Annotated in this window: 18 protein-coding genes; 7 read left to right on the forward strand and 11 right to left on the reverse strand. The window is 70.1% G+C overall.

Annotated elements, in window-relative coordinates; all coding sequences use genetic code 11:
* Positions 1-172: 172 nt before the first annotated feature.
* Positions 173-358, forward strand: coding sequence for a hypothetical protein (locus ACFCQI_RS08470; protein ID WP_395121002.1), 186 nt, complete (start codon positions 173-175; stop codon positions 356-358).
* A gap of 87 nt (positions 359-445) precedes the next feature.
* Here ACFCQI_RS08470 and pepN read toward each other — a convergent pair whose 3' ends face one another.
* A complete protein-coding gene (pepN, locus tag ACFCQI_RS08475) occupies positions 446-3097 on the reverse strand; it encodes an aminopeptidase N (protein WP_395121003.1) in 2652 nt (883 codons plus the stop codon).
* 67 nt (positions 3098-3164) lie between these two features.
* Between pepN and ACFCQI_RS08480 the strand changes: the two genes are divergently transcribed.
* Both ACFCQI_RS08480 and ACFCQI_RS08485 read left to right on the forward strand, forming a co-directional pair.
* The gene (locus tag ACFCQI_RS08480; RefSeq protein WP_395121004.1) at positions 3165-4181 is read left to right on the forward strand and encodes an aldose 1-epimerase; all 1017 of its coding nucleotides are present in this window, start codon (positions 3165-3167) and stop codon (positions 4179-4181) included.
* Positions 4178-5146, forward strand: coding sequence for a pyridoxal-phosphate dependent enzyme (locus ACFCQI_RS08485; RefSeq protein WP_395121005.1), 969 nt, complete (start codon positions 4178-4180; stop codon positions 5144-5146). Before ACFCQI_RS08480 ends, ACFCQI_RS08485 begins: the two co-directional genes overlap by 4 nt.
* A 78-nt stretch (positions 5147-5224) precedes the next feature.
* On the opposite strand, the gene ACFCQI_RS08490 is transcribed toward ACFCQI_RS08485, so the two are convergent.
* Positions 5225-6070: a DMT family transporter gene (locus ACFCQI_RS08490; protein WP_395121006.1), complete on the reverse strand. Its 846-nt coding sequence runs from the start codon at positions 6068-6070 to the stop codon at positions 5225-5227.
* A 120-nt stretch (positions 6071-6190) separates the two neighbouring features.
* Between ACFCQI_RS08490 and ACFCQI_RS08495 the strand changes: the two genes are divergently transcribed.
* Positions 6191-6772: a DNA-3-methyladenine glycosylase I gene (locus ACFCQI_RS08495; protein WP_395121007.1), complete on the forward strand. Its 582-nt coding sequence runs from the start codon at positions 6191-6193 to the stop codon at positions 6770-6772.
* A 98-nt stretch (positions 6773-6870) separates the two neighbouring features.
* Here ACFCQI_RS08495 and ACFCQI_RS08500 read toward each other — a convergent pair whose 3' ends face one another.
* On the reverse strand, positions 6871-7014 hold the full coding sequence (locus tag ACFCQI_RS08500; RefSeq protein ID WP_395121008.1) for a hypothetical protein: 144 nt from the start codon (positions 7012-7014) through the stop codon (positions 6871-6873).
* A 54-nt stretch (positions 7015-7068) separates the two neighbouring features.
* Between ACFCQI_RS08500 and ACFCQI_RS08505 the strand changes: the two genes are divergently transcribed.
* Entirely contained in the window at positions 7069-7851 is a 783-nt protein-coding gene (locus tag ACFCQI_RS08505) for a hypothetical protein (protein WP_395121009.1), read from the forward strand.
* A gap of 85 nt (positions 7852-7936) precedes the next feature.
* Entirely contained in the window at positions 7937-8785 is an 849-nt protein-coding gene (locus tag ACFCQI_RS08510) for a transporter (RefSeq protein WP_395121010.1), read from the forward strand.
* Positions 8786-8833: 48 nt separating this feature from the next.
* On the opposite strand, the gene ACFCQI_RS08515 is transcribed toward ACFCQI_RS08510, so the two are convergent.
* The 7 genes from ACFCQI_RS08515 to ACFCQI_RS08545 all read right to left on the reverse strand — a co-directional run bounded on the left by ACFCQI_RS08515 (position 8834) and on the right by ACFCQI_RS08545 (position 17089).
* The gene (locus ACFCQI_RS08515) at positions 8834-9847 is read right to left on the reverse strand and encodes a hypothetical protein (RefSeq protein ID WP_395121011.1); all 1014 of its coding nucleotides are present in this window, start codon (positions 9845-9847) and stop codon (positions 8834-8836) included.
* Positions 9848-9978: 131 nt separating this feature from the next.
* Positions 9979-10869 carry a malonyl-ACP O-methyltransferase BioC gene (gene bioC / locus ACFCQI_RS08520; protein WP_395121012.1) on the reverse strand — a complete coding sequence of 297 codons (891 nt, stop codon included), beginning with the start codon at positions 10867-10869 and terminating at the stop codon, positions 9979-9981.
* Positions 10862-11662: a pimeloyl-ACP methyl ester esterase BioH gene (gene bioH / locus ACFCQI_RS08525; RefSeq protein WP_395121013.1), complete on the reverse strand. Its 801-nt coding sequence runs from the start codon at positions 11660-11662 to the stop codon at positions 10862-10864. The genes bioC and bioH overlap by 8 nt, the downstream gene beginning before the upstream one ends.
* A complete protein-coding gene (locus ACFCQI_RS08530; RefSeq protein ID WP_395121014.1) occupies positions 11659-12588 on the reverse strand; it encodes a sulfurtransferase in 930 nt (309 codons plus the stop codon). Before ACFCQI_RS08530 ends, bioH begins: the two co-directional genes overlap by 4 nt.
* A 28-nt stretch (positions 12589-12616) precedes the next feature.
* Positions 12617-13810 carry an 8-amino-7-oxononanoate synthase gene (gene bioF / locus ACFCQI_RS08535; RefSeq protein WP_395121015.1) on the reverse strand — a complete coding sequence of 398 codons (1194 nt, stop codon included), beginning with the start codon at positions 13808-13810 and terminating at the stop codon, positions 12617-12619.
* Between the two features lie 157 nt (positions 13811-13967).
* On the reverse strand, positions 13968-15002 hold the full coding sequence (bioB, locus tag ACFCQI_RS08540) for a biotin synthase BioB (RefSeq protein ID WP_395121016.1): 1035 nt from the start codon (positions 15000-15002) through the stop codon (positions 13968-13970).
* 104 nt (positions 15003-15106) lie between these two features.
* The gene (locus ACFCQI_RS08545) at positions 15107-17089 is read right to left on the reverse strand and encodes a multicopper oxidase domain-containing protein (protein WP_395121017.1); all 1983 of its coding nucleotides are present in this window, start codon (positions 17087-17089) and stop codon (positions 15107-15109) included.
* Positions 17090-17229: 140 nt separating this feature from the next.
* Here ACFCQI_RS08545 and ACFCQI_RS08550 point away from each other — a divergent pair, with 140 nt between their 5' ends.
* Positions 17230-17949: a ComF family protein gene (locus tag ACFCQI_RS08550; RefSeq protein WP_395121018.1), complete on the forward strand. Its 720-nt coding sequence runs from the start codon at positions 17230-17232 to the stop codon at positions 17947-17949.
* A gap of 75 nt (positions 17950-18024) precedes the next feature.
* Here the strand turns inward: ACFCQI_RS08550 and ubiA are convergent, their stop codons facing one another.
* Positions 18025-18918 carry a 4-hydroxybenzoate octaprenyltransferase gene (gene ubiA / locus ACFCQI_RS08555; RefSeq protein ID WP_395121316.1) on the reverse strand — a complete coding sequence of 298 codons (894 nt, stop codon included), beginning with the start codon at positions 18916-18918 and terminating at the stop codon, positions 18025-18027.
* Positions 18919-19041 lie beyond the last annotated feature (123 nt).

Consider the following 19041-nt stretch of genomic DNA (forward strand, 5'->3'; position numbering starts at 1 on the left):
GCGTGAACGAAGGGTGACTGAAAGGGGACTTTATGCCGGCTCGCGGCAACAGCTGACGCGGGACGTCAGTGTCGCGGCAGACGCGGCAGGTTGGCTGTGACGGGAATCACACATTGGCACGGGTGATGCTTGTTCATCACTACCCACCCATTGACCCATTCAGGAATTCGCCATGGACATGAACTTCGATTTCCAGCCCGTCTATCCGCATCACGACCTGCTGGTCGAGATCGGCGAGGTGGAGATGGCGATGGATCACCTGAGCGAGTTCGACAACGACGTGCGCGACGACATGCAGCCGGACCTGGAATCGCGCATGCAGAGCCTGCTCGAGGCGCTGGACCACCTGGCCGTCTGAAATGCCGGCTGCCGCCGCGCGGCGTCGATGCCGTGCGCGCCAGGCAGCCGAAGCGATCGGCCGCTGCCCGCATGCGTCGCGCGGATTTCAGTGGTTCAGCACGTTGCCGATGATTTCGCCCAGGTTGCGTGACAGGCCGGCGCTGCCGGCCAGCTCCGCAATCGCCGTCCGCGCCAGCGCACGGCGCCCCGGTTCCAGCCGCTGCCATCCGTTGAACGCCGTGGCCAGGCGCGCCGCCACCTGCGGGTTGAGCGCGTCCAGCGTACCCAGCCGCTCGGTCAGGAACCGATAGCCGGCGCCGTCGGCGCGATGGAATCCGCTGGGGTTGCCGCGCACGAACGAGCCCAGCAGCGACTGCACCCGGTTCGGGTTGTGCAGGGTGAACGCCGGGTCCTTTTCCAGTCGCATCACGCGCGGCAGCGCCGCGTTGCCGGGCAACTGCGCCTGCACCGCAAACCACTTGTCCAGCGCCAGTGCATTGCCGGCATGGCGCTCGCGATAGTCCGCCAGCGCCTGTTCGCCCGCAGCGGACTGGCCGCGCACCAGCACCGCGAGCGCGGCGAGGCGGTCGGTCATGCCCGGCGCGTCGTGGTACTGCGCCGCGGCCAATGGCTGCGCGCGTTCGCTGGCGCAGGCCTCCAGCAACTCCAGCAGGCGGCGGCTGAGTCGACGGCTGGCCTGGCTGGCGGCATCCAGCGCGGTCGAGCGGCGTGCGGCCAGCGTGCGATAGCGCTGCTCCAGCGCGTCGGCGCCGAGCCGTTCGGCCAGCCTGCGTTGCAAGGCCTGGCGCAGCTGGTGGATGCGCTCGGGATCGACCGCGCCTTCGCGTTCGGCCAGTTCGATCTCGCCCGGCGGGGTGAGCAGGTCGGCCAGCAGGGCATCGTCCATGTTGCCGTCGGCGAACAGGCGGGCCAGCGCATCGCCCCAGGCCTGCAACGAGGTGTCGGTGCCGCCGTCGCGCAGGTTCTCGTAGGCGCGTGCGGCCAGCAGCTGGCCCGCTTCCCAGCGGTTGAAACCATCCGGGTCGTGCGCCAGCAGCAGCGCCAGTTCGGCCGGCGTGTAGTCGCATTCCAGGATCACCGGGGCCGAAAAGCCGCGCAGCAGGGATGGCACCGGCGGCGCGTCCACGCCGGTGAACACCAGTGCCTGCTCGGCCTGTTCCAGCACCACCACGCGTTCATTGCCGGCGTCGTTCACCTCGCCGGCCAGTTGCAGCGGCAGCATGCGGCCGTCGCTCGCGAACAGGGCCAGCTTCACCGGAATCGGCAGCGGCGCGCGGGCCGACTGGCCGGCGACGGCCGCCGCGTGCTGGCCGAGAGTCAACGTGTACTCGCGGCGTGCAGCGTCGTGCTGGCCGTGCGCGCGCAGCCGCGGCGTGCCGCTCTGGCCGTACCAGGCCAGGTACGCCATCAGATCGACGCCGTTGGCTTCGCCCAGCGCGCCGAGGAAATCCTCCAGCGTGGCGGCGCGACCGTCGTTGCGTTCGAAATACAGGTCCATGCCGCGGCGGAAACCATCCGCGCCGAGCCGCCCGGCCAGCATGCGCACCAGCTCGGCGCCTTTCTCGTACACCGTGGCGGTATAGAAGTTGTTGATCTCGCTGTACTGCGCCGGGCGCACCGGATGGGCCAGCGGGCCGGCGTCCTCGGGGAACTGCGCGCGGCGCAGCAGGGCGACGTCCTCGATGCGCTTGAGCGGCGCGGAATTCATGTCGGCCGAAAAGCTCTGCTCGCGGAACACCGTGAGGCCTTCCTTCAGGCTGAGCTGGAACCAGTCGCGGCAGGTGACGCGGTTGCCGCTCCAGTTGTGGAAGTACTCGTGCGCGACGACCGCCTCGACGTGGCGGTACTCGTCGTCGGTGGTGGAGTCCGGATCGGCCAGCAGGTATTTCGCATTGAAGATGTTGAGGCCCTTGTTCTCCATCGCGCCCATGTTGAAATCGTGGGTGGCGACGACGTGGAACACGTCGAGGTCGTAGTTGCGCCCGTAGCGCTGCTCGTCCCAGCGCATGGCGCGTTCCAGTGCGTCCAGCGCATAGCCGCAACGGTCGATCGCGTCGGCCTCGGCCCAGATCTTCAGCTGCACGGCGCGGCCGTCGGCGGTGCGATAGTCGCGCCCGATGCTTTCCAGGTGGCCGGCGACCAACGCGAACAGGTAGCTCGGTTTCGGGTGCGGATCGACGAATCGCGCCCAGTGCCGGCCGTCCTCCAGCTCGCCGGCGCCGGCCGGATTGCCGCCGGCCAGCAGCACCGGGAAACGGGTGCGGTCGGCACGCAGGGTCACGGTGTAGGTCGACAGCACGTCGGGGCGGTCGGGGAAGAAAGTGATGTGGCGAAAGCCCTCGGCCTCGCACTGCGTGAGCAGGAAACCGCTCTCGCGCGGGCCGGACAGGTACAGGCCCTCCAGTGCGGTGTTGGCGGCCGGGTGCACGCGGACGCGGGTTTCCAGCACGCTGCCGTCGTGCGCGCCGTCGATCTCCAGCACGCTGCCGTCGTAGCGGTACGCCTCGGTATCCAGCTGGCGACCATCGAGCGCGATCGACACCAGTTGCAGGTTCTCGCCATCCAGCCGCAGCGGCAGGGGTTGCGCCGGATCGCGGCGCAGGTGCAGGCGTGCGCCGATTTCGCTGGCGTCGATGCCGAGCTCGACCTCCAGTTCGATCGACTCGACGCGCCAGGCGGGCGGCTGGTAATCGCGCAGCCGGATCACCGGACCGGCTTGCTGGGGAAGTGCGTGCATGAGCGGAACAACGTGGGTGGGGGATGGATCAGGCTAACATGGGCAAGTTCAACCGCAGGAGAATCCGGTGACTGCTTCCGGCTCGACCCGCTACGGCGTGGAGCGTTCCTGGCTGGGCACGCAGCCCGTCGTGGCGTTGCACGATCACGCGGGAAACCGCCACGTGCGCGTGGCCTTGCATGGCGCTGCCCTGCTCGGTTTCGAGGTGCCTTTCGGCGACGGCCTGCACGACCTGGCCGACGGCTACCACGATGCCGACGAGGTGCAGCGCCGCCCGGGCTCGCGCTTCGCGATCATGGTGCCGTTCGCCGGCCGCGTCGCCGATGCGCGCTACCGCTTCGACGGCGTGGCGCAGGATCTCGATCCCGGCGTGACCGGCAGCGAACGGGCCAGCCGTCACGGCTTCGTGCGCGATGCGCTGTTCGAGATCGAGCAACTGGCCGCCACCGATACCGCCGCCAGGGTGCGGTTGACCACCGCGGCGATTCGTCCGCGCCCGGGCTACCCGCACGCGATCGACCTGGCGGTCGAGTTCACCCTGGATGATGCCGGGCTCGGCCTGGACGCGTGCATGAAGAACGTCGGCGACACTCTCGCCCCGTGCTTCTTCGGCTGGCATCCGTACTTCCGGCTGCCTGGCGGTGGCCTGGTCGACGACTGGCCGCTGCAGATTCCCGCGCAGACGCTGATCCGCACTGGCGCCGACCTGATCGCACTGCCCGGCGCCGCCGCCTACGTCGCGCTCGACGATGCGCCGGCGCTGGATTTCCGCGAGCAACGGCAGATCGGCGACAGCATCCTCGACCAGGGCTACACCGACCTCGAGGCCGATGCCGACGGTCGCATCCGCACCCGCCTGGGCGATCCGTCGCACGGCTTCGCGCTCGCGCTGTGGCAGGAGCGCGGCGTGATGCACGCGTTCACCGCCGACACCGTGGCGCGCGACGTGCGCCGCGCGGTCGCGCTGGAGCCGATGGAGTGCATGGCCGATGCGTTCAACCGGCCCGAGTGCGCCGACGCGATCGCGCTGGCACCCGGCGCCACGCGCCATTTCCGTTGCGGCATCGAGGTCGTCGGCGCATGAGCCATTCCATCGAAGAGCTTCCCGAGCTGGCGCAGGTTCGCGCCGCGGCCACGCGCATCGCGCCGCATGCGCGAGTGACGCCGGTGATGTGCAGCCCGGCGCTGGATGCGCTGAGCGGCGCCAGACTCTATTTCAAGTGCGAGCACCTGCAGCGCGGCGGCGCGTTCAAGTTCCGCGGTGCCTGCAACGCGGTGTGGTCGCTGGATGAGGAGCAGGCCGCGCGCGGCGTGGTCACCCATTCCTCCGGCAACCACGGCAACGCGCTGGCGCTGGCCGCGGCCACCCGCGGCATCGCCGCCCACGTGGTGGTGCCCGAGGGCGCGGTGCGCGCCAAGCTCGCGGCGATCGAACGCGCCGGTGCCACCCTGCACCGCTGCGCGCCGACCCAGGCGGCGCGCGAGGCGATGTGCGAGGAGGTGCGCCGCGCCACGGGTGCGGAGCTGGTGCATCCCTATGCCGACAGCCGGGTCATCGCCGGACAGGGGACGGTCGCGCTGGAGCTGTTGCAGCAGATTCCCGAACTGGATGCGTTGATCACCCCGGTCGGCGGCGGCGGGCTGGCCAGCGGCGTGGCGATCGCCGCGCACGGCATCGACCCGGCACTGGCGCTGTTCGGCGCCGAGCCGCTCGGCGCCGACGACGCGGCGCAGTCGATGGCGCACGGCGAGCGCGTCACCACGGTGGTGCCGGACACGGTCTGCGACGGCCTGCGCGCGCTGGTCGGCGAGCGCAACCTCGACGCGTTGCGCGCACACCATGTCGAGATCATCACCGTCAGCGACGCCGAGACGATCGCGGCGATGCAACTGCTGTGGTCTGAACTGAAGCAGGTGGTGGAAGTCTCCAGCGCCACCGTGCTGGCGGCGATCCTGCAGCAACCGGCGCGCTTCGCCGGTCGCCGCGTCGGCGTGGTCATCACCGGCGGCAACGTCGACCTGCAGGCCTTGCCGTGGAGCTGGAAGTGAGTGGAGAGGAGCGAGAAGTGAGAGAGAGCGGCAGGATCGCCGCGCCCTGCTGTTCTCTCACTTCTCACTCCTCTTCACTCACTCCTGAGCCTTGCGCCCCAGCCCGCTGACCGCGAGCAGGCCCAGCAGCACGAACGCGATGCCGGTGGCTTCCAGTGACGACGGCTGCTCGTGCAACAGCCACCAGGCCAGCAGCACGCTGAGCACGGGCACGCCGAGGCTGGACACGCTGGCCACCGTAGTCGGCAGCCGCTGCAACACGATCGACCACAGCCACCAGGCCGCCGCCGACGCCAGTACCGCGCTGTAGGCGAGACCGCCGATGAAGGCCCAGTTCCACACCAGCGGTCGCTGCGGCATCACCAGCGCAAGCAACCCCAGCACCACGCCGCCAGCCAGCATCTGCCAGGCAGTGAGGCTGAGCACGTCCGGCGCGTGGCGCTGGAACAGGCGCTTGCTGAGCACGGTGCCGGTGGCCCAGGCGAGTCCACCGAGAATGGCCAGCACGGTGCTCGCGGCGCTGCCCATCGGCCGCCAGGGTTCGATGATGCACAGCAGGCCGATGGCCGCCAGCGCCAGGCCGAGCCAGTGCCGCGGCGTTGGCCGGTCGCCCAGCAGCAGCCACGCCAGCAGCACTGCCCAGAACGGCATGGTGTAGGCGAGCAGGGCCACGTGGCCGGCACCGCCGTCGAGCAGCGCCCACTGCTCCAGGCCCTGGAAAGCGGCGGTCTGGCACAGTCCGATCAGGATCGTCGGGCCCAGCGGCGGCGGCCGCAGCGAGCGTCCCGACAGCAGCAAGGCCGCGAACAGCACCCCCGCGCCAAGCAGGTAGCGCAGCGCGGCGAAATCGAACGGGCCGGCCCAGGCCAGCACCTGTTTCATCACGATCCAGCTGTAGGCCCACAGCACGATGGTGACGAGCATGGCCAGCACGGCGCCGCGCTGGGGTGACGGGGAAGGCGGCATCGACATGGGCCAAAAGAGGGGCGACAAGTGTAATGGCCTCCGTTACGGTTGGCGGATCGACAGCCACATGAAGTCGCCATGAGCAAACGCGCCGAACCCACCCGCTGCCACTGGGCCGCCGACGACGACGCGCTGATGTGCGCCTACCACGACACCGAGTGGGGCGTGCCGCTGCATGACGACCGCGGCCTGTTCGAGTTTCTCTGCCTGGAAGGAGCCCAGGCCGGTCTGTCCTGGCGCACCGTGCTGGCCAAGCGCGCGCATTACCGCAAGCTGTTCCACGATTTCGAGATTTCCCGCGTCGCCGCGATGAGCGACCGCGAACTGGAGAAGGTGCTGCTCGACCCGGGCATCATCCGCAACCGGCTGAAGGTGTATTCGACCCGCGACAACGCGCGCGCCGCGCAGCAGGCGATCGCCGAGTTTGGCAGTCTGGACGGCTATCTGTGGTCCTTCGTCGATGGCCGCACCATCGTCAACCGATGGCGCGGACCTGCCGAGGTGCCGGCCAGCACCGCATTGTCCGACCGCATGAGCAAGACGCTGAAGCAGCGCGGCTTCCGCTTCGTCGGCAGCACCATCTGCTATTCGCTGATGCAGGCCACCGGGATGATCGACGACCACCTGGTGGGCTGCTTCCGGCACCGCGGGGCGCGCTAGCCGCCGCAGAAACTTTCGTTCGGCGCCGAATGCGGGCGCGCACGATGGCGAAATGCGCAGTCGCTCACACAATCGCGTGAAAGAGGGGCCGGCAGCGTTCAGCACGCGAAATGCATGCTGAACAAGTCAGCGGTGCGCGCTTGTGCGTCGCGTGCACACGAACTGAAGATGCGCGAGCAGGTGTCGGCGGCATGCGGATCGACCTTGGCCAGGGGGCGGGGTTCGGGCAGGGAATGCAGCATGTCGTCTCCTCCCGCAGGCATTCCGCCATCGCAGCATTGCCCAGGAGCCACTTCATGAAATCCCGCCATCTCAAATCCACGCTGCTTTGCGCCGCGGTGCTGGGCGCGTTGTCGCTCGCGCCGGCCATGGCGCAAACCGCCCCGCCGCCTGACGCCCCCGTGTCGGCCAGCGCCAACGGCCAGGAGTCGACCCGGCTAAGCACCGAATTCGCTGCATTCGCCGGTTCGGATGCCAATGCGCAGGCACTGGTCGCCGGGTTGCGCGACGGCAGCGCCATCGCGCTCGACGACGTGATCACGAACGCCGATGGCACCACCACCACGACCACCACCACGTTCACGCCGGCCACCGGCCAGATGGGCTACGGCAACGTGAAGATCGCGCTGTCGCTGGCCGAAGCCAGCCTGGCGCAGGCGGGCATCACCGAGCCGACCGCCGCCGAGATCGAGGCCGCGCTGAACGGCGGCACCATGGTGCTGGCCGACGGCAGCAGCATTGATCTCGACGGCGTGCTGGCGGCACGCGCCGCCGGCGAAGGCTGGGGCCAGATCGCCAACAGCATGGGCTTCAAGCTGGGTGACGTGATGCGTTCGCCGAAGGCAACCGGCAGCGCTTCGGCCAGCGCGCATGGGCATGTCGACGTTTCGGTGGCCAAGGTCGAGTTCGGCAAGAGCCACATGGGCGACCATCCGACGGCGGCCGATCACCCGGGCAAGCCCGATACCGCCGGCAAGCCGGACATCGCGAACAGGCCCGCGCTGCCGGAACGCCCGCAGCGCCCCGAGCGCCCGCAGATTCCGGATCATCCCACCCACGTCGGCCGCCCGGGCGGCTGAGTCCGCGGTTCGCCTTACGTGCTTCTCCGCGCAGGCCCGGCAGACGCCTGGCCTGCGCAGTTCCCTGTCAGCAAGGATACTTTTCATGCGCAACGCACAACACTGGATGGTCGCCGGCGGACTGCTGCTGATCGGCGCGCCGGCAGCGCACGCCGCCACCGCGGACGGCGGCCAGTTCAGCCTCTCTGCCGGTGCCGACTACAGCAGCGGCAAATACGGCACCGACACCACCACCGACATCTGGTCGGTGCCGCTGACCGCGGCGTACCAAAGCGACCGCTGGACGTTGAAGCTCACCGTGCCGTATATCCACGTCAGTGGTGCGGGCAACGTGATCCCCGGCGTGGGCAAGGTCAACAACGGCAACCCCATTGGCCGCGGCCTCGGCCACATCATCGGCGGTGGCGGCTCCGGCGGTTCCGGTGGCAGTGCGGCGACGTCCAGCGGCTCCGCCTCGGGCCTGGGTGACGTCACCGCGTCGGCCGGCTACCAGCTGTTCACCAGCACCGACCGCACGGCCGGCCTGGATCTCACCGGCAAGGTGAAGTTCGGCACCGCCGACGAGAACAAGGGGCTGGGCACCGGCAAGAATGACTACGGCCTGTCGCTGGACGCCTACAAGGTCAGCGGCGCGTGGACCGCGTTCGGCGGCGTGGGCTGGACCAAATACGGCAGCTCGCAGTACATCCAGCTGCAGAACGGCTTCAACGCGAACATCGGTGCCGACTACAAGGTCGGTGCCAGCGACAACGTCGGCGCCTACTACTACTACCGCGAGCGGATCGCCGACACCGGCGCCGCGCAGAGCGAGCTCGCCGGCTACTGGAACCACAAGTTCAATCCGAACCTGCGCCTGCAGGCCTATGCGCTGGCCGGCTTCACCGACGGCAGCCCGGATTACGGCGTGGGCGCATCGGTCAAGTGCAGCTTCTGATCGAAGCGGCGCCGCGCGCGAGCGTGCGCGGCGCCGGCTGCGCGAGGTTCAGTCCGACAGCGCCAGCACGCAGTCGTCCGCGCCGTAGCTGCGGCAGCACACGGCGAAGATCGACAGCTCGCGACGGTCCAGCACCGGCGCCAGCAGGCCCTCCAGGAAACCGCTGAAGAAGATGCAGCCGGAGTGGCCGGGTTCGCCGCACAGCGGGCTGTGGCGAATGTGCAGCTGGCTGCCGTCCTGTTCCACCTCTACCAGCGCGCGCAGTGCCGGCACGCCCCGTTGCGCGATCGCCTGCTCCAGGTCGAGCCGCCCGCCCGCCGTCGGTTCGCGCTGGGCGAGCCATGCACCGGTGCGCCGGCCCGCCAGCGCCAGCGTGGGTTCGCGCGCCGCCTCGGCGACCGCGCGATCCAGCTGCTGCAGCCGCGGCATGATTTGCGGGTACTCGGTGGCCAGTTTCGCCAGCAGCTTGTCGATGGCCGCCTGGTCGGGTTCGAGCGGGACCAGCTCCACGAACGGCGCCTCCGCCACCACGGCGGGCGCAGGCGCCACCGGAGCCGGCGCCGGGGGCGGCAGGATGAATTCGAGATCCGGCTCCGGCGTCGGCCGCGCGGCGACCGCAGGCGGGGGCGCGGGTGCCGCCGTCGGCGTGACCAGCCTGACCGGCGCGACCTCGTCGAAAGCGGGGACGGCCGGCGCCGTCGCAGCCGCGGGCCTGGTCGGCGCCGTCGGCGGGGCCGCCTCCGGCGCCGGTGGCGCCACTGGAAGGACGGGCGGCACGTAGGCCGACGGCGCGCGCGAGGCGGCGAAGTGCGCGCGTTCCTCGCCCTCGGTGACCGGTTCCAGTTCGAAACTGATGATGCGCTCGTGGGCATCCAGCGCCGCCGCCAGCGCGCGCTTTTTTCGCGGCGGCCCGCGCACCACCATGGTCAGCAGGATGCCGTGCGGGTCCTGGACCAGTCGCTGCCGCTGCAGGCTGAAACCGCTGGCCAGCACCAGCCGGCCCACTTCCATCAACAGGCCCTCGCGTCGTTCCGACAAGGCCTGGATTTCCAGCTCGATCATCAGGCCCCCCTGTATGCGTTGCTGGTCCACCGAGTTGTGGCCGATACCATGATCGCATCCGGCGCGAAAAAGCGTGCGCTGGTTGTTGAATCCGCGAAGTCAGCGCTGCATCGGCGCCCTCGGGGCATGTTTCATGCTTCGTCTTTCTGACGCCGCGAGCCGCGCAGCTTGTCGATCGAGAAGCTGGCGATCTCCATGCCGCCCACGCGTCGCGGCTGCCCCACCGGCGGGCCCCATGCATGCGCGCTGACCACCTCCCAGGTGGCCGGGATGCGGCCGTCCACGCGCATCGTTTCGTAGGCGGCCAGCATGCGCCGGTAGCGCGACTTGCCGGTCAGTCCGCGCTCGCGCTGGCGGTCGGCATTGGTGGCGCCCAGGCCTTGCAGCTCTTCCAGCAACTTGCGCGGCTCGCTGTAGGTCAGGGTGTAGCGGAACACGTCCAGCACCGGGTCGCGCAGGCCGGCGGCGAGCATCGCGTCGCCCACGTCGTGCATGTCCAGGAAGCGGCTCACGTGGGCGCGCTCATCCGCCGCGGCCCACGCGGCGCGCAGCTCCATCAGGGTGTCGGGGCCGAAGCTGGAGAACGCCATCAGCCCGCCGGGCTTGAGCACGCGCATGCATTCGCCGAACAGCGCGGGCAGGTCGTCGATCCACTGGAAGCAGAGGTTCGAATGCAGCACGTCCACGCTGTGGTCGGCCAGCGGCAGCGCGCATGCCTCGGCGCAGACGCGGTCGAACGGCCGGCGCCAGCTGCTGTGCTGTTTCGCCACGCGCAGCATCGGCAGCGCCAGGTCGAACGCGATCACCTCGGCCTTGGGATAGCGCCGCTTGAGCGCGGCGGTGCCGCGGCCGGTGCCGGCGCCGATGTCGACCACCCGCTGCGGCGTGTCGAGGTAGAACGAGAGCCGCTCCAGCAGGTGCGTCTGCACTTCGCGTTGCAGCGCATCGTGCTTCTCGTAGGTGGTCGCCGCACCGGCGAAATTGCGTCGCAGTTGGCGTCGGTCGATTTGGAACTCACTCATGGGCAAGGCTCGCGCTGGCCCGGCCACCGTGCCGGGCGAACAAGGGTTGCAGCGCCGCGACCACCGCGGCGGCATGGCTGAAGAACGGCGCGTGGCCGGCCTGGGCGATCTCGTGGCTGTCGCCGCCGCACTGGCTCGCCGACCAGGTCATCGCCTGCGGTGGCACCAGCCGGTCGCGGCGCCCGGCGATCCAGGCGCTGGGTACCGCCAGGTCGGGCAGGGCGGCGCGGCGGTCGCTGTCGTGCAGGATGCGGATGCCCTCCTGCAGCACGCGCGCGTCCGGTTCGCCGCGGGCGAACACCAGCTCGCGCAGATGGCGCAGCTCGCCGCGCGGGTCGGCGCTGCCCATCGCCTCCAGCGCCAGGAAGCGCTCGATGGTGGCGTGGTAATCGGTTTCCAGGTCACTGGCCAGTTGCTGCACCAGCGCCGGATCGCTGCCGTGCGGCCAGCCGGCGTCGCGCACGAATTTCGGTGTGGCGCACAGCATCGCCAGGCCATGCGCCTGATGCGGCAGGTCCAGCGCCGCGGTCAGCGCGATCAGCCCGCCCAGCGACCAGCCGAGCCAGAGCGCCGGCGGCGTGGCGGCGGCGATCGCGGCGGCGCAGGCGTGCGGTTCCAGCGGCAGGCCGCAGTCGCGCGAACGGCCGTGGCCGGGCAGGTCGACCACGTACATCGTGCACTGCGCTTGCAGCGCCTCGACCAGCGGCGCCAGCACGCCGCCGTGCATTGCCCAGCCGTGCAGCAGCACCAGCGGCAGCGGGCCATGGCCGGCCTTTTCGATGAAAAGACTCATGCGCGGCCCCTGTCAGACATCGCGCCTGTTGCCTTCGCCCCTTCTCCCCCTCGGGCGACCCTTGGGGAGTCCCCTTGCGGGTGAGAAGGTTGGGATGAGGGGTGGGTGCTCGCGGATAAGTCGATCGAAGCGGTCTCCGAATCAGCTCCGTCGCCGGCGTGTCCCCTCACCCCAACCCTCTCCCCGCTGGGGAGAGGAGGCAAAGGTAAAAGCTGTTTGTCTACGGCGCCGCGTCCGTCGAACACGAAGCAGCCGCCCTGCCAGTGCGCGCCGTCGGTGAGTTCCAGGTATTTCAGGATGCCGCCTTCGAGCTGGTGCACGTGTTCGATGCCAAGTTCCTGCATGTAGATCGCGGCCTTCTCGCAGCGGATGCCGCCGGTGCAGTAGGGCACCACGGTCTTGCCGGCGTAGCGCGCACGGTCGGCCGCGAGCGCGCCAGGGAAGTCGGTGAAGCGGGCGATGCGATAGTCCACCGCCTGAGCAAAAGCGCCCGCGTCGGTCTCGTAATCGTTGCGGGTGTCGAGCATCACCACTTCGCGACCGGCGTCGTCACGGCCTTGGTCCAGCCAGCGCTTGAGCGTTTTCGCATCCACGCCGGGCGCGCGGCGTTCGACGGGGCGCAGCGCTGGCATGCGCAGGGTGATGATCTCGCGCTTGAGCCGCACGCGCAGGCGGCCGAAGGGCACGGTGTCGGACAACGATTGCTTCGCTTCCAGCGCGGCAAAGCGCGCGTCCTCGCGCAGCCAGGCCATGAAGGCGTCGGTGGCCGCGCGGGTGCCGGCGAGAAACAGGTTGATGCCCTCGTGTGCCAGCAACACGGTGCCCTTGAGCGCCAGCGTCTCGGCGCGTTCGCGCACGCGCTCGCGCAGCGCGGACAGGTCGTCCAGCGCGACGAAGCGGTAGGCGGCGATATTGACGACGTTCATGGGGGAAAAGGCACAAGACAACGCGTCATTATACGGGGCCGCTCGCGCGCGGTTCCTGCGGCAGATCAGCCAGCGCGTCGAGCAGCCGGTCCACTTGGGCCTCTTCGTGCGCCGCGGACAAGGTGATGCGCAGCCGCGCCTGGCCAGCGGGCACGGTCGGCGGGCGGATCGCGACGACCAGCAGGCCGCGCCGTTCCAGCGCCTGCGCAGCCTGCACGGCCGCCCGGGCGTCGCCCAGCCGCAACGGCTGGATCGCGCTTGCCGAGTCCATCAGCGGCAGGCCGAGCTGCGCGGCGCCGGCGCGGAAACGGGCGATCAACGCGGCAAGCTTGTGGCGCCGCCAAGTTTCGCTCTGTGCCAGCCGCACTGCTTCCAGCGCGGCGGCGGCCAGCGCCGGCGGCATCGCGGTGGTGTAGATGTACGGTCGCGCGAACTGGATCAGCCCCTCGATCAGCGCCGCCGGGCCGGCCACGAAGGCGCCGCTGCAGCCGAGCGCCTTGCCCAGCGTGGCCATCAGCAGCGGCACCTCGTGCTGGCCCAGCTTCGCCGCGCTGAGGCTGCCGGCGCCGTCGTCGCCGAGCACGCCCAGGCCGTGCGCGTCGTCGACCATCAGGGTGGCGTGCTCGCGGGAGCACTGCTGCGCCAGCGCGCGCAGCGGTGCGACGTCGCCGTCCATGCTGAACACGCCGTCGGTGGCCAGCAGCGCGGCCGCCTCGGGGCTGGCCGCCAGCTGGCGCGCGGCGGCGGCCACGTCGGCATGCGGATAGCGCTTCAGTTCCGCGCCGCTGAGCTTCGCGCCATCGAGCAGGCAGGCATGGTTGAGCTTGTCCTGCACGCACACGTCGCCGCGCGAGAGCAGCGCCTGCAGCACGCCGAGGTTGGCCATGTAGCCGGTGGAAAACAGCAGCGCGCGCTCGCGCCCGGTCCATGCGGCCAGCGCTTCTTCCAGTTGCGCGTGCGTGCGGCGGTGGCCGCAGATCAGATGTGCCGAGGTGCTGCCGACGCCTTGTTCGCCCGCCGCGCGGACGAGCGCGGCAACCAGTGACGGGTGCTGCGCCAGGCCGAGGTAATCGTTGCTGCAGAACGAGAGCAGGCGCCGGCCGCCACTGTTCAGCCACGGGCCGTCGGCGTGCTCGATCACGTGCAGGCGGCGGCGCAGATTGGCGCGTTCGCGTTCGGCCGTCTGGACGGCCAGTCGCTGGAGGAGGTCGGGGCGGGGCATGGCTCAGTGCACTGCGCAGGGCGAGGAGCACCCCCTCCCGACCTCGCCCTGCGATGCAGGGGGAGGAGGCAAACGTGTGCCGCACGCCTTGCTCCCTCCCCTGCTTGCCCCAAAGGGACTTCCTGCGGCCGCAGGGGAGGGCCGGGGTGGGGCGCTGCTATGCCGCCGCACTGCAGCCGCAGCCGTGCCCGCAGCTGGCGTTCTCGCCGATGTCCGCATGCACGGTCCCCGCGTTCTCGACCACCTCCATCGGATGCAGGTCGAGCCGGCGGAACAGCGCGCGGTCGGCCTCCACGTCGGGGTTGCCGGTGGTCAGCAGTTTCTCGCCGTAGAAGATCGAGCCGGCGCCGGCGAAGAAGCACAGTGCCTGCACCGCATCGTCCATCTGCTGGCGGCCGGCGGACAGGCGCACGATCGACAGCGGCATCAGGATGCGCGCCACCGCGATCGTGCGCACGAACTCGAACGGGTCCAGCGGTTCGGCGTTGGCCAGCGGCGTGCCCGGCACCGGCACCAGCTGGTTGATCGGCACCGAGTGCGGGTGCTCGGGCAGGTTGGCCAGTGCCTGCAGCAGGCCGGCGCGCTGCTCGCGCGTCTCGCCCATGCCGACGATGCCGCCGCAGCAGGTTTTCAGGCCGGCGTCGCGTACCTGTTCCAGCGTGGTGAGGCGATCCTGGTATTCGCGGGTGTGGATGATCTCGCCGTAGAACTCCGGCGCGGTGTCGAGGTTGTGGTTGTAGTAGTCGAGGCCGGCGTCCTTGAGCTGCTGCGCGTGGCCGTCGCCGAGCAGGCCCAGGGTGGCGCAGGTTTCCAGGCCCAGGTCCTTCACCGCGCGCACGATCGCGGCGACCTTGGGGATGTCGCGGTCCTTCGGCCCGCGCCACGCCGCGCCCATGCAGAAGCGGCTGGCGCCGGCGTCGCGGGCGGCCCTGGCGCGCGCCAGCACCTCGTCGACCTCAAGCAGTTTTTGCGGCAGCACGCCGGTGTCGTAACGCTGCGCCTGCGGGCAGTACGCGCAGTCCTCGGGACAACCGCCGGTCTTGATCGACAGCAGGGTCGACACCTGCACCGCGTTCGGATCGTGGTGTTCGCGATGCACGCCGTGCGCGCGATGCAGCAGGTCGTTGAACGGCAGCGCGAACAGCGCGGCGACCTCGTCGCGGCTCCAGTCGTGGCGGATGGCAGCGGGCATGGCGGGCTCCTGGGTCAGAGGCCGCGCAGTGTGGGCGGCGTACGCCGCTTCGTCAACCTGGGTACCTGTGTTCCAGGTTGACGAGGCGGCGGGTGCCCGCGTTGCTACTTGCTGCCGTCGCGCACGGCCTTCACCTGCTCCGCGGTCACCGGCTTGGCCTGGTTGCCCCAGGAGGTGCGCTCGTGGTTGGCGATGTCGGCGATGTCCGCGTCGTTGAGGGTGGCGGCGAACGGCGGCATCGCGCTGGGGTAGCTGACGCCGTCGATGGCCACGCCCTGCAGGCCGTGCAGGATCACGTCCAGATGCTTGGTGGGGTCGGCATCCAGCACCGCCGGGTTGCCCTTGAGCGGCGGGAACGCACCGGGCAGGCCCAGCCCCGTGGGCTGGTGGCAGGCGGCGCAGTAGGTCGCGTAGAGCTGCGCGCCGTGCGCGGGATCGAACGTGTACGGGCCGGTGGCGGCCGGTGGCGGCGCGGCGTTCGCATCCACCGGTGCCTTGGTGATCTGCGGCTTGGCCAGCGCCTCGCCTGGCGTGGCGATCTCCAGGATGCCCTGCGCGCCGAGCACGGCGTGCGCCATCGAGTGATCCACGAACGGATAGTGGCCCGCCTCGTCCAGGGTGAGGTCGAACACCGCGCCCTCGCCCGGCCCCACCGAGTAGGTGGAGACACCGTCGATGGCCTGCGCCGGATTGCCGCCGGGATAGACCTTGTCGAAGATCGCGCCGATCACGTGGAACGCGCTCCACAGGTTCGGACCGGCGTTCACCACATACAGGCGAACCAGGTCGCCCGGTTTGGCGGTCAGTGGATGCTGTGCGTACTGGAACGCGGCGCCGTTGAACACGACTTCATCCGGGCGGATCTGCTGCATCTTCTCGTAGCTGCCCGCCATCAGCGTGCCGGAGACCTGCTGGGTGTACCACTCGCCCTGCACCAGCACGTAGCTCTCGGCCGCCGGCGGCAGCGGCTCGGCCGGGTCGACGATGATCGCGCCGTACATGCCGTTGCCGATGTGCAGCAGCACCGGCGGCGTGCCGCAGTGGTAGAGGAAGGCGCCGGGCACCTTGGCCACGAACGAGAACTTGATCGACTCGCCCGGCATGATCTCCACGTAGTGCAGGCTCGGCGGCGTGATCGCCGAGTGGAAGTCGATCGAGTGCTGCATGGTGCCCCGGTTGGTGAGGGTGACGTTCACCGTCTGCCCCTGGCGCACGTGGATCACCGGGCCGGGCACGGTCTTGCCGAAGGTCCAGGCCTGGTACTGCACGCCGCTGGCGATCTCCACGGTGTCGTCGCTGGAGGTGATGTTCACCTCCACGCTGTCGCCCGGTTGCAGCGGCGGCAGGCGCGCATCGCGGGCCTGCTTGATCGGCTGGTTGGAGGCCAGCGACAGCGGCGTCACCGCGGCGGCAGCGGCGGCGGGGCTGGCGCTGCGCACGTTCAATGCGCTGTGCAGGCCGGCCAGCAGCAGCGCCACCAGCAGCAGCACGCCGGCCAGCGCCGGCCCCTGCACGCGCCACGACACCGGCCGCACCTGTTCCAGCGGAACCCGCGTGTTCCATTCGGAGAACCGCCGCCAGCGCGGCCAGCGGCTCTCGATCAGGTAGTCCAGGCTGTACGGGCTGGGGCCGGCGCGCAGGTTGATCACGATCAACGCGGCAAAGATCAGCACGAAGCTGATCGCCGCGCCGATGTTGTTGGCGCCCACCGAATACGGCCCGCCGAAACCCTCGGCCGTGCTCCAGATCAGCAGGCTGAACAGGATGCCGACGACGTAGGTGATCTTGCGCGCGAAGCCCAGCAGCAGGGCCAGCGCCAGCAGCGTCTCGGCGATCCGCGTGGCCCACACGAACAAGCCCGCGTGCGGCGTGACCACCGCGATCCACATGTCGAACCACCACGCCGACCACGCCGGCTGGCCGGTGGCGGCATTGTGCAAGTAGCCGACGTAGTGGTCGGCGAAGCCGTCGGTCCAGGTCAGCGCGGCGCTCACCGCCCAGATCACGCCGAAGGCCACCCGCAGCGCGGTGCCGGCGATCGCGGGCCAGGTCGATGGAGCAGGGTGGTCGTCGTGGATCGAGCTCATGCGAATCTCCAGGTCTTCGATGGGCGAAGTGCAGGCGTGGCAGGGCGTGCCACGGTTGGTGATCGAGTGTAGACCGCAGGTGCACTGCGCGCGACCCGCGGTTGCCGCTACCATCGGTCGAGGCGGGGACGGGGGAGATCATGCACAAGACCAGTCTGCTGCAATCCTGGCCAGCGCTGCAGCGATGGCTGCTGCCGCTGCGCTGTCTGTTGTGCGGCGCGCCGGGCCACGGCGGCATGGACCTGTGCGCGGATTGCGCCGCCGAGATGCCGCGCAACCGCAATTGCTGCGCACGCTGCGCCTTGCCGCTGGCGACCGCGGCGACGTTGTGCGGCGAATGCCAGCAGCACGCGCCGCCATGGGACGCGGCATGGGCGCCGTTCCGCTACGGCTGGCCGCTGGACCGGCTGGAATCGCGCTTCAAGTTCGGCCGCGACCTCGCCGCCGGCCGCGTGTTGTCCGGCCTGTGGCAGAACGAGCCACGGGTGATCGAGCGGCCTTCGCTGCTGATTACCGTACCGCTGCATCGCAGCCGGCTGCGCCAGCGCGGCTACAACCAGGCGCTGGAGCTGGCCCGGCCGCTGGCGCGTGCGCTGGGGGTGCCGCTGCGCCACGACGTGCTGCAGCGCTCGCGGCGCACCGAGGCGCAAACCGAACTGGACGCGGTCGACCGTCGCCGCAACGTGCGCGACGCGTTCGCGCTGTGTCCCGGGCTGGCGCCCCCTGCGCACGTGGCGATCCTCGACGACGTGATGACCACCGGCGCCACGCTGGCCGAATGCGCCAGCGTGCTCAAGCGCGTCGGCGTGCCGCGGGTAGATGTCTGGGCGCTGGCGCGCGCGCCCCTGAGGCGGGAGTGAGTGGAGAGGAGTGAGAAGTGAGAGAAAGCATCGTCTCGCCACGCTCACTTCTCACTCCTCTCCACTCACTCCTCGCTATTTCACCGCCAGCGCCAACACGATGCCCACCCACAAGGTCAGGCCCAGCCAGTTGTTGTGGCGAAAGGCGGCCAGGCAGGCGTCGCGCCCGCGCTTGCGGATCAGCCACAGCTGGTAGCCGAACAGGCCGACGACGACGAGCAGGGCCAGCCAGTACGGCCAGCCCAGGCCGGCACGCTGGCCGACGAACAGCAGGGCCAGCAGCAGGGTACCCATCAGCATGCCGAGGATCGGCACATCGGCATCGCCGAACAGGATCGCGGTGGATTTCACGCCGACCTTGAGGTCGTCGTCGCGGTCGACCATCGCGTACTCGGTGTCGTAGATCACCGACCACAGGATGTTGCCGAGGAACAGCAGCCAGCCCAGCGGCGGCACCGTGTGCGTCACTGCGGCGAACGCCATCGGGATCGACCAGCCGAACGCCGCGCCCAGCACCACCTGCGGCAGGTAGGTCCAGCGCTTGGTGAACGGGTAGATCGCCGCCAGCACGGCACCGGCGAAGGCCAGCTTGATCGTCAGCGCATTGGTGAACAGCACCAGCACGAAGGCGGCCGCCAGCAGCACGGCGAACACCACCAGCGCCTCGCGCGGCGTCACCCGCCCGGCGGCGATCGGTCGCCCGGCCGTGCGCGCCACCTGCGGGTCGAGCTTGCGGTCGGCGTAGTCGTTGATCGCGCAGCCGGCCGCGCGCATCGCGAACACGCCCAGGGTGAAGATGATCAGCGGCTTCCACGGCGGGAAATCGCCGGCGGCCAGCCACAGCGCCCACCAGGTCGGCCACAGCAGCAGCAACGCGCCGATCGGCCGATCCATGCGGGTCAGCACCAGGTAGTCGCGTGCCTTTTCGCGGTGGCGTGCCGGCAGTTTCCGCAGCAGCCAGTCGAGCACGCGGGTGGCGCGGGTGGAGCTGTCCGCGGGGCGCGAGACGGCGGGCCTGGCGGCGGTCTTGGTCGCCGCCGGTCGCGCGCGCGGTCGCGCGACCGGCGCGGGTGCGCCGGTCTTGCGGGGCTT

Origin of the sequence: Rhodanobacter sp. FW102-FHT14D06 (genome assembly GCF_043950705.1) — a bacterium.
Classification (GTDB): Bacteria; Pseudomonadota; Gammaproteobacteria; order Xanthomonadales; family Rhodanobacteraceae; genus Rhodanobacter.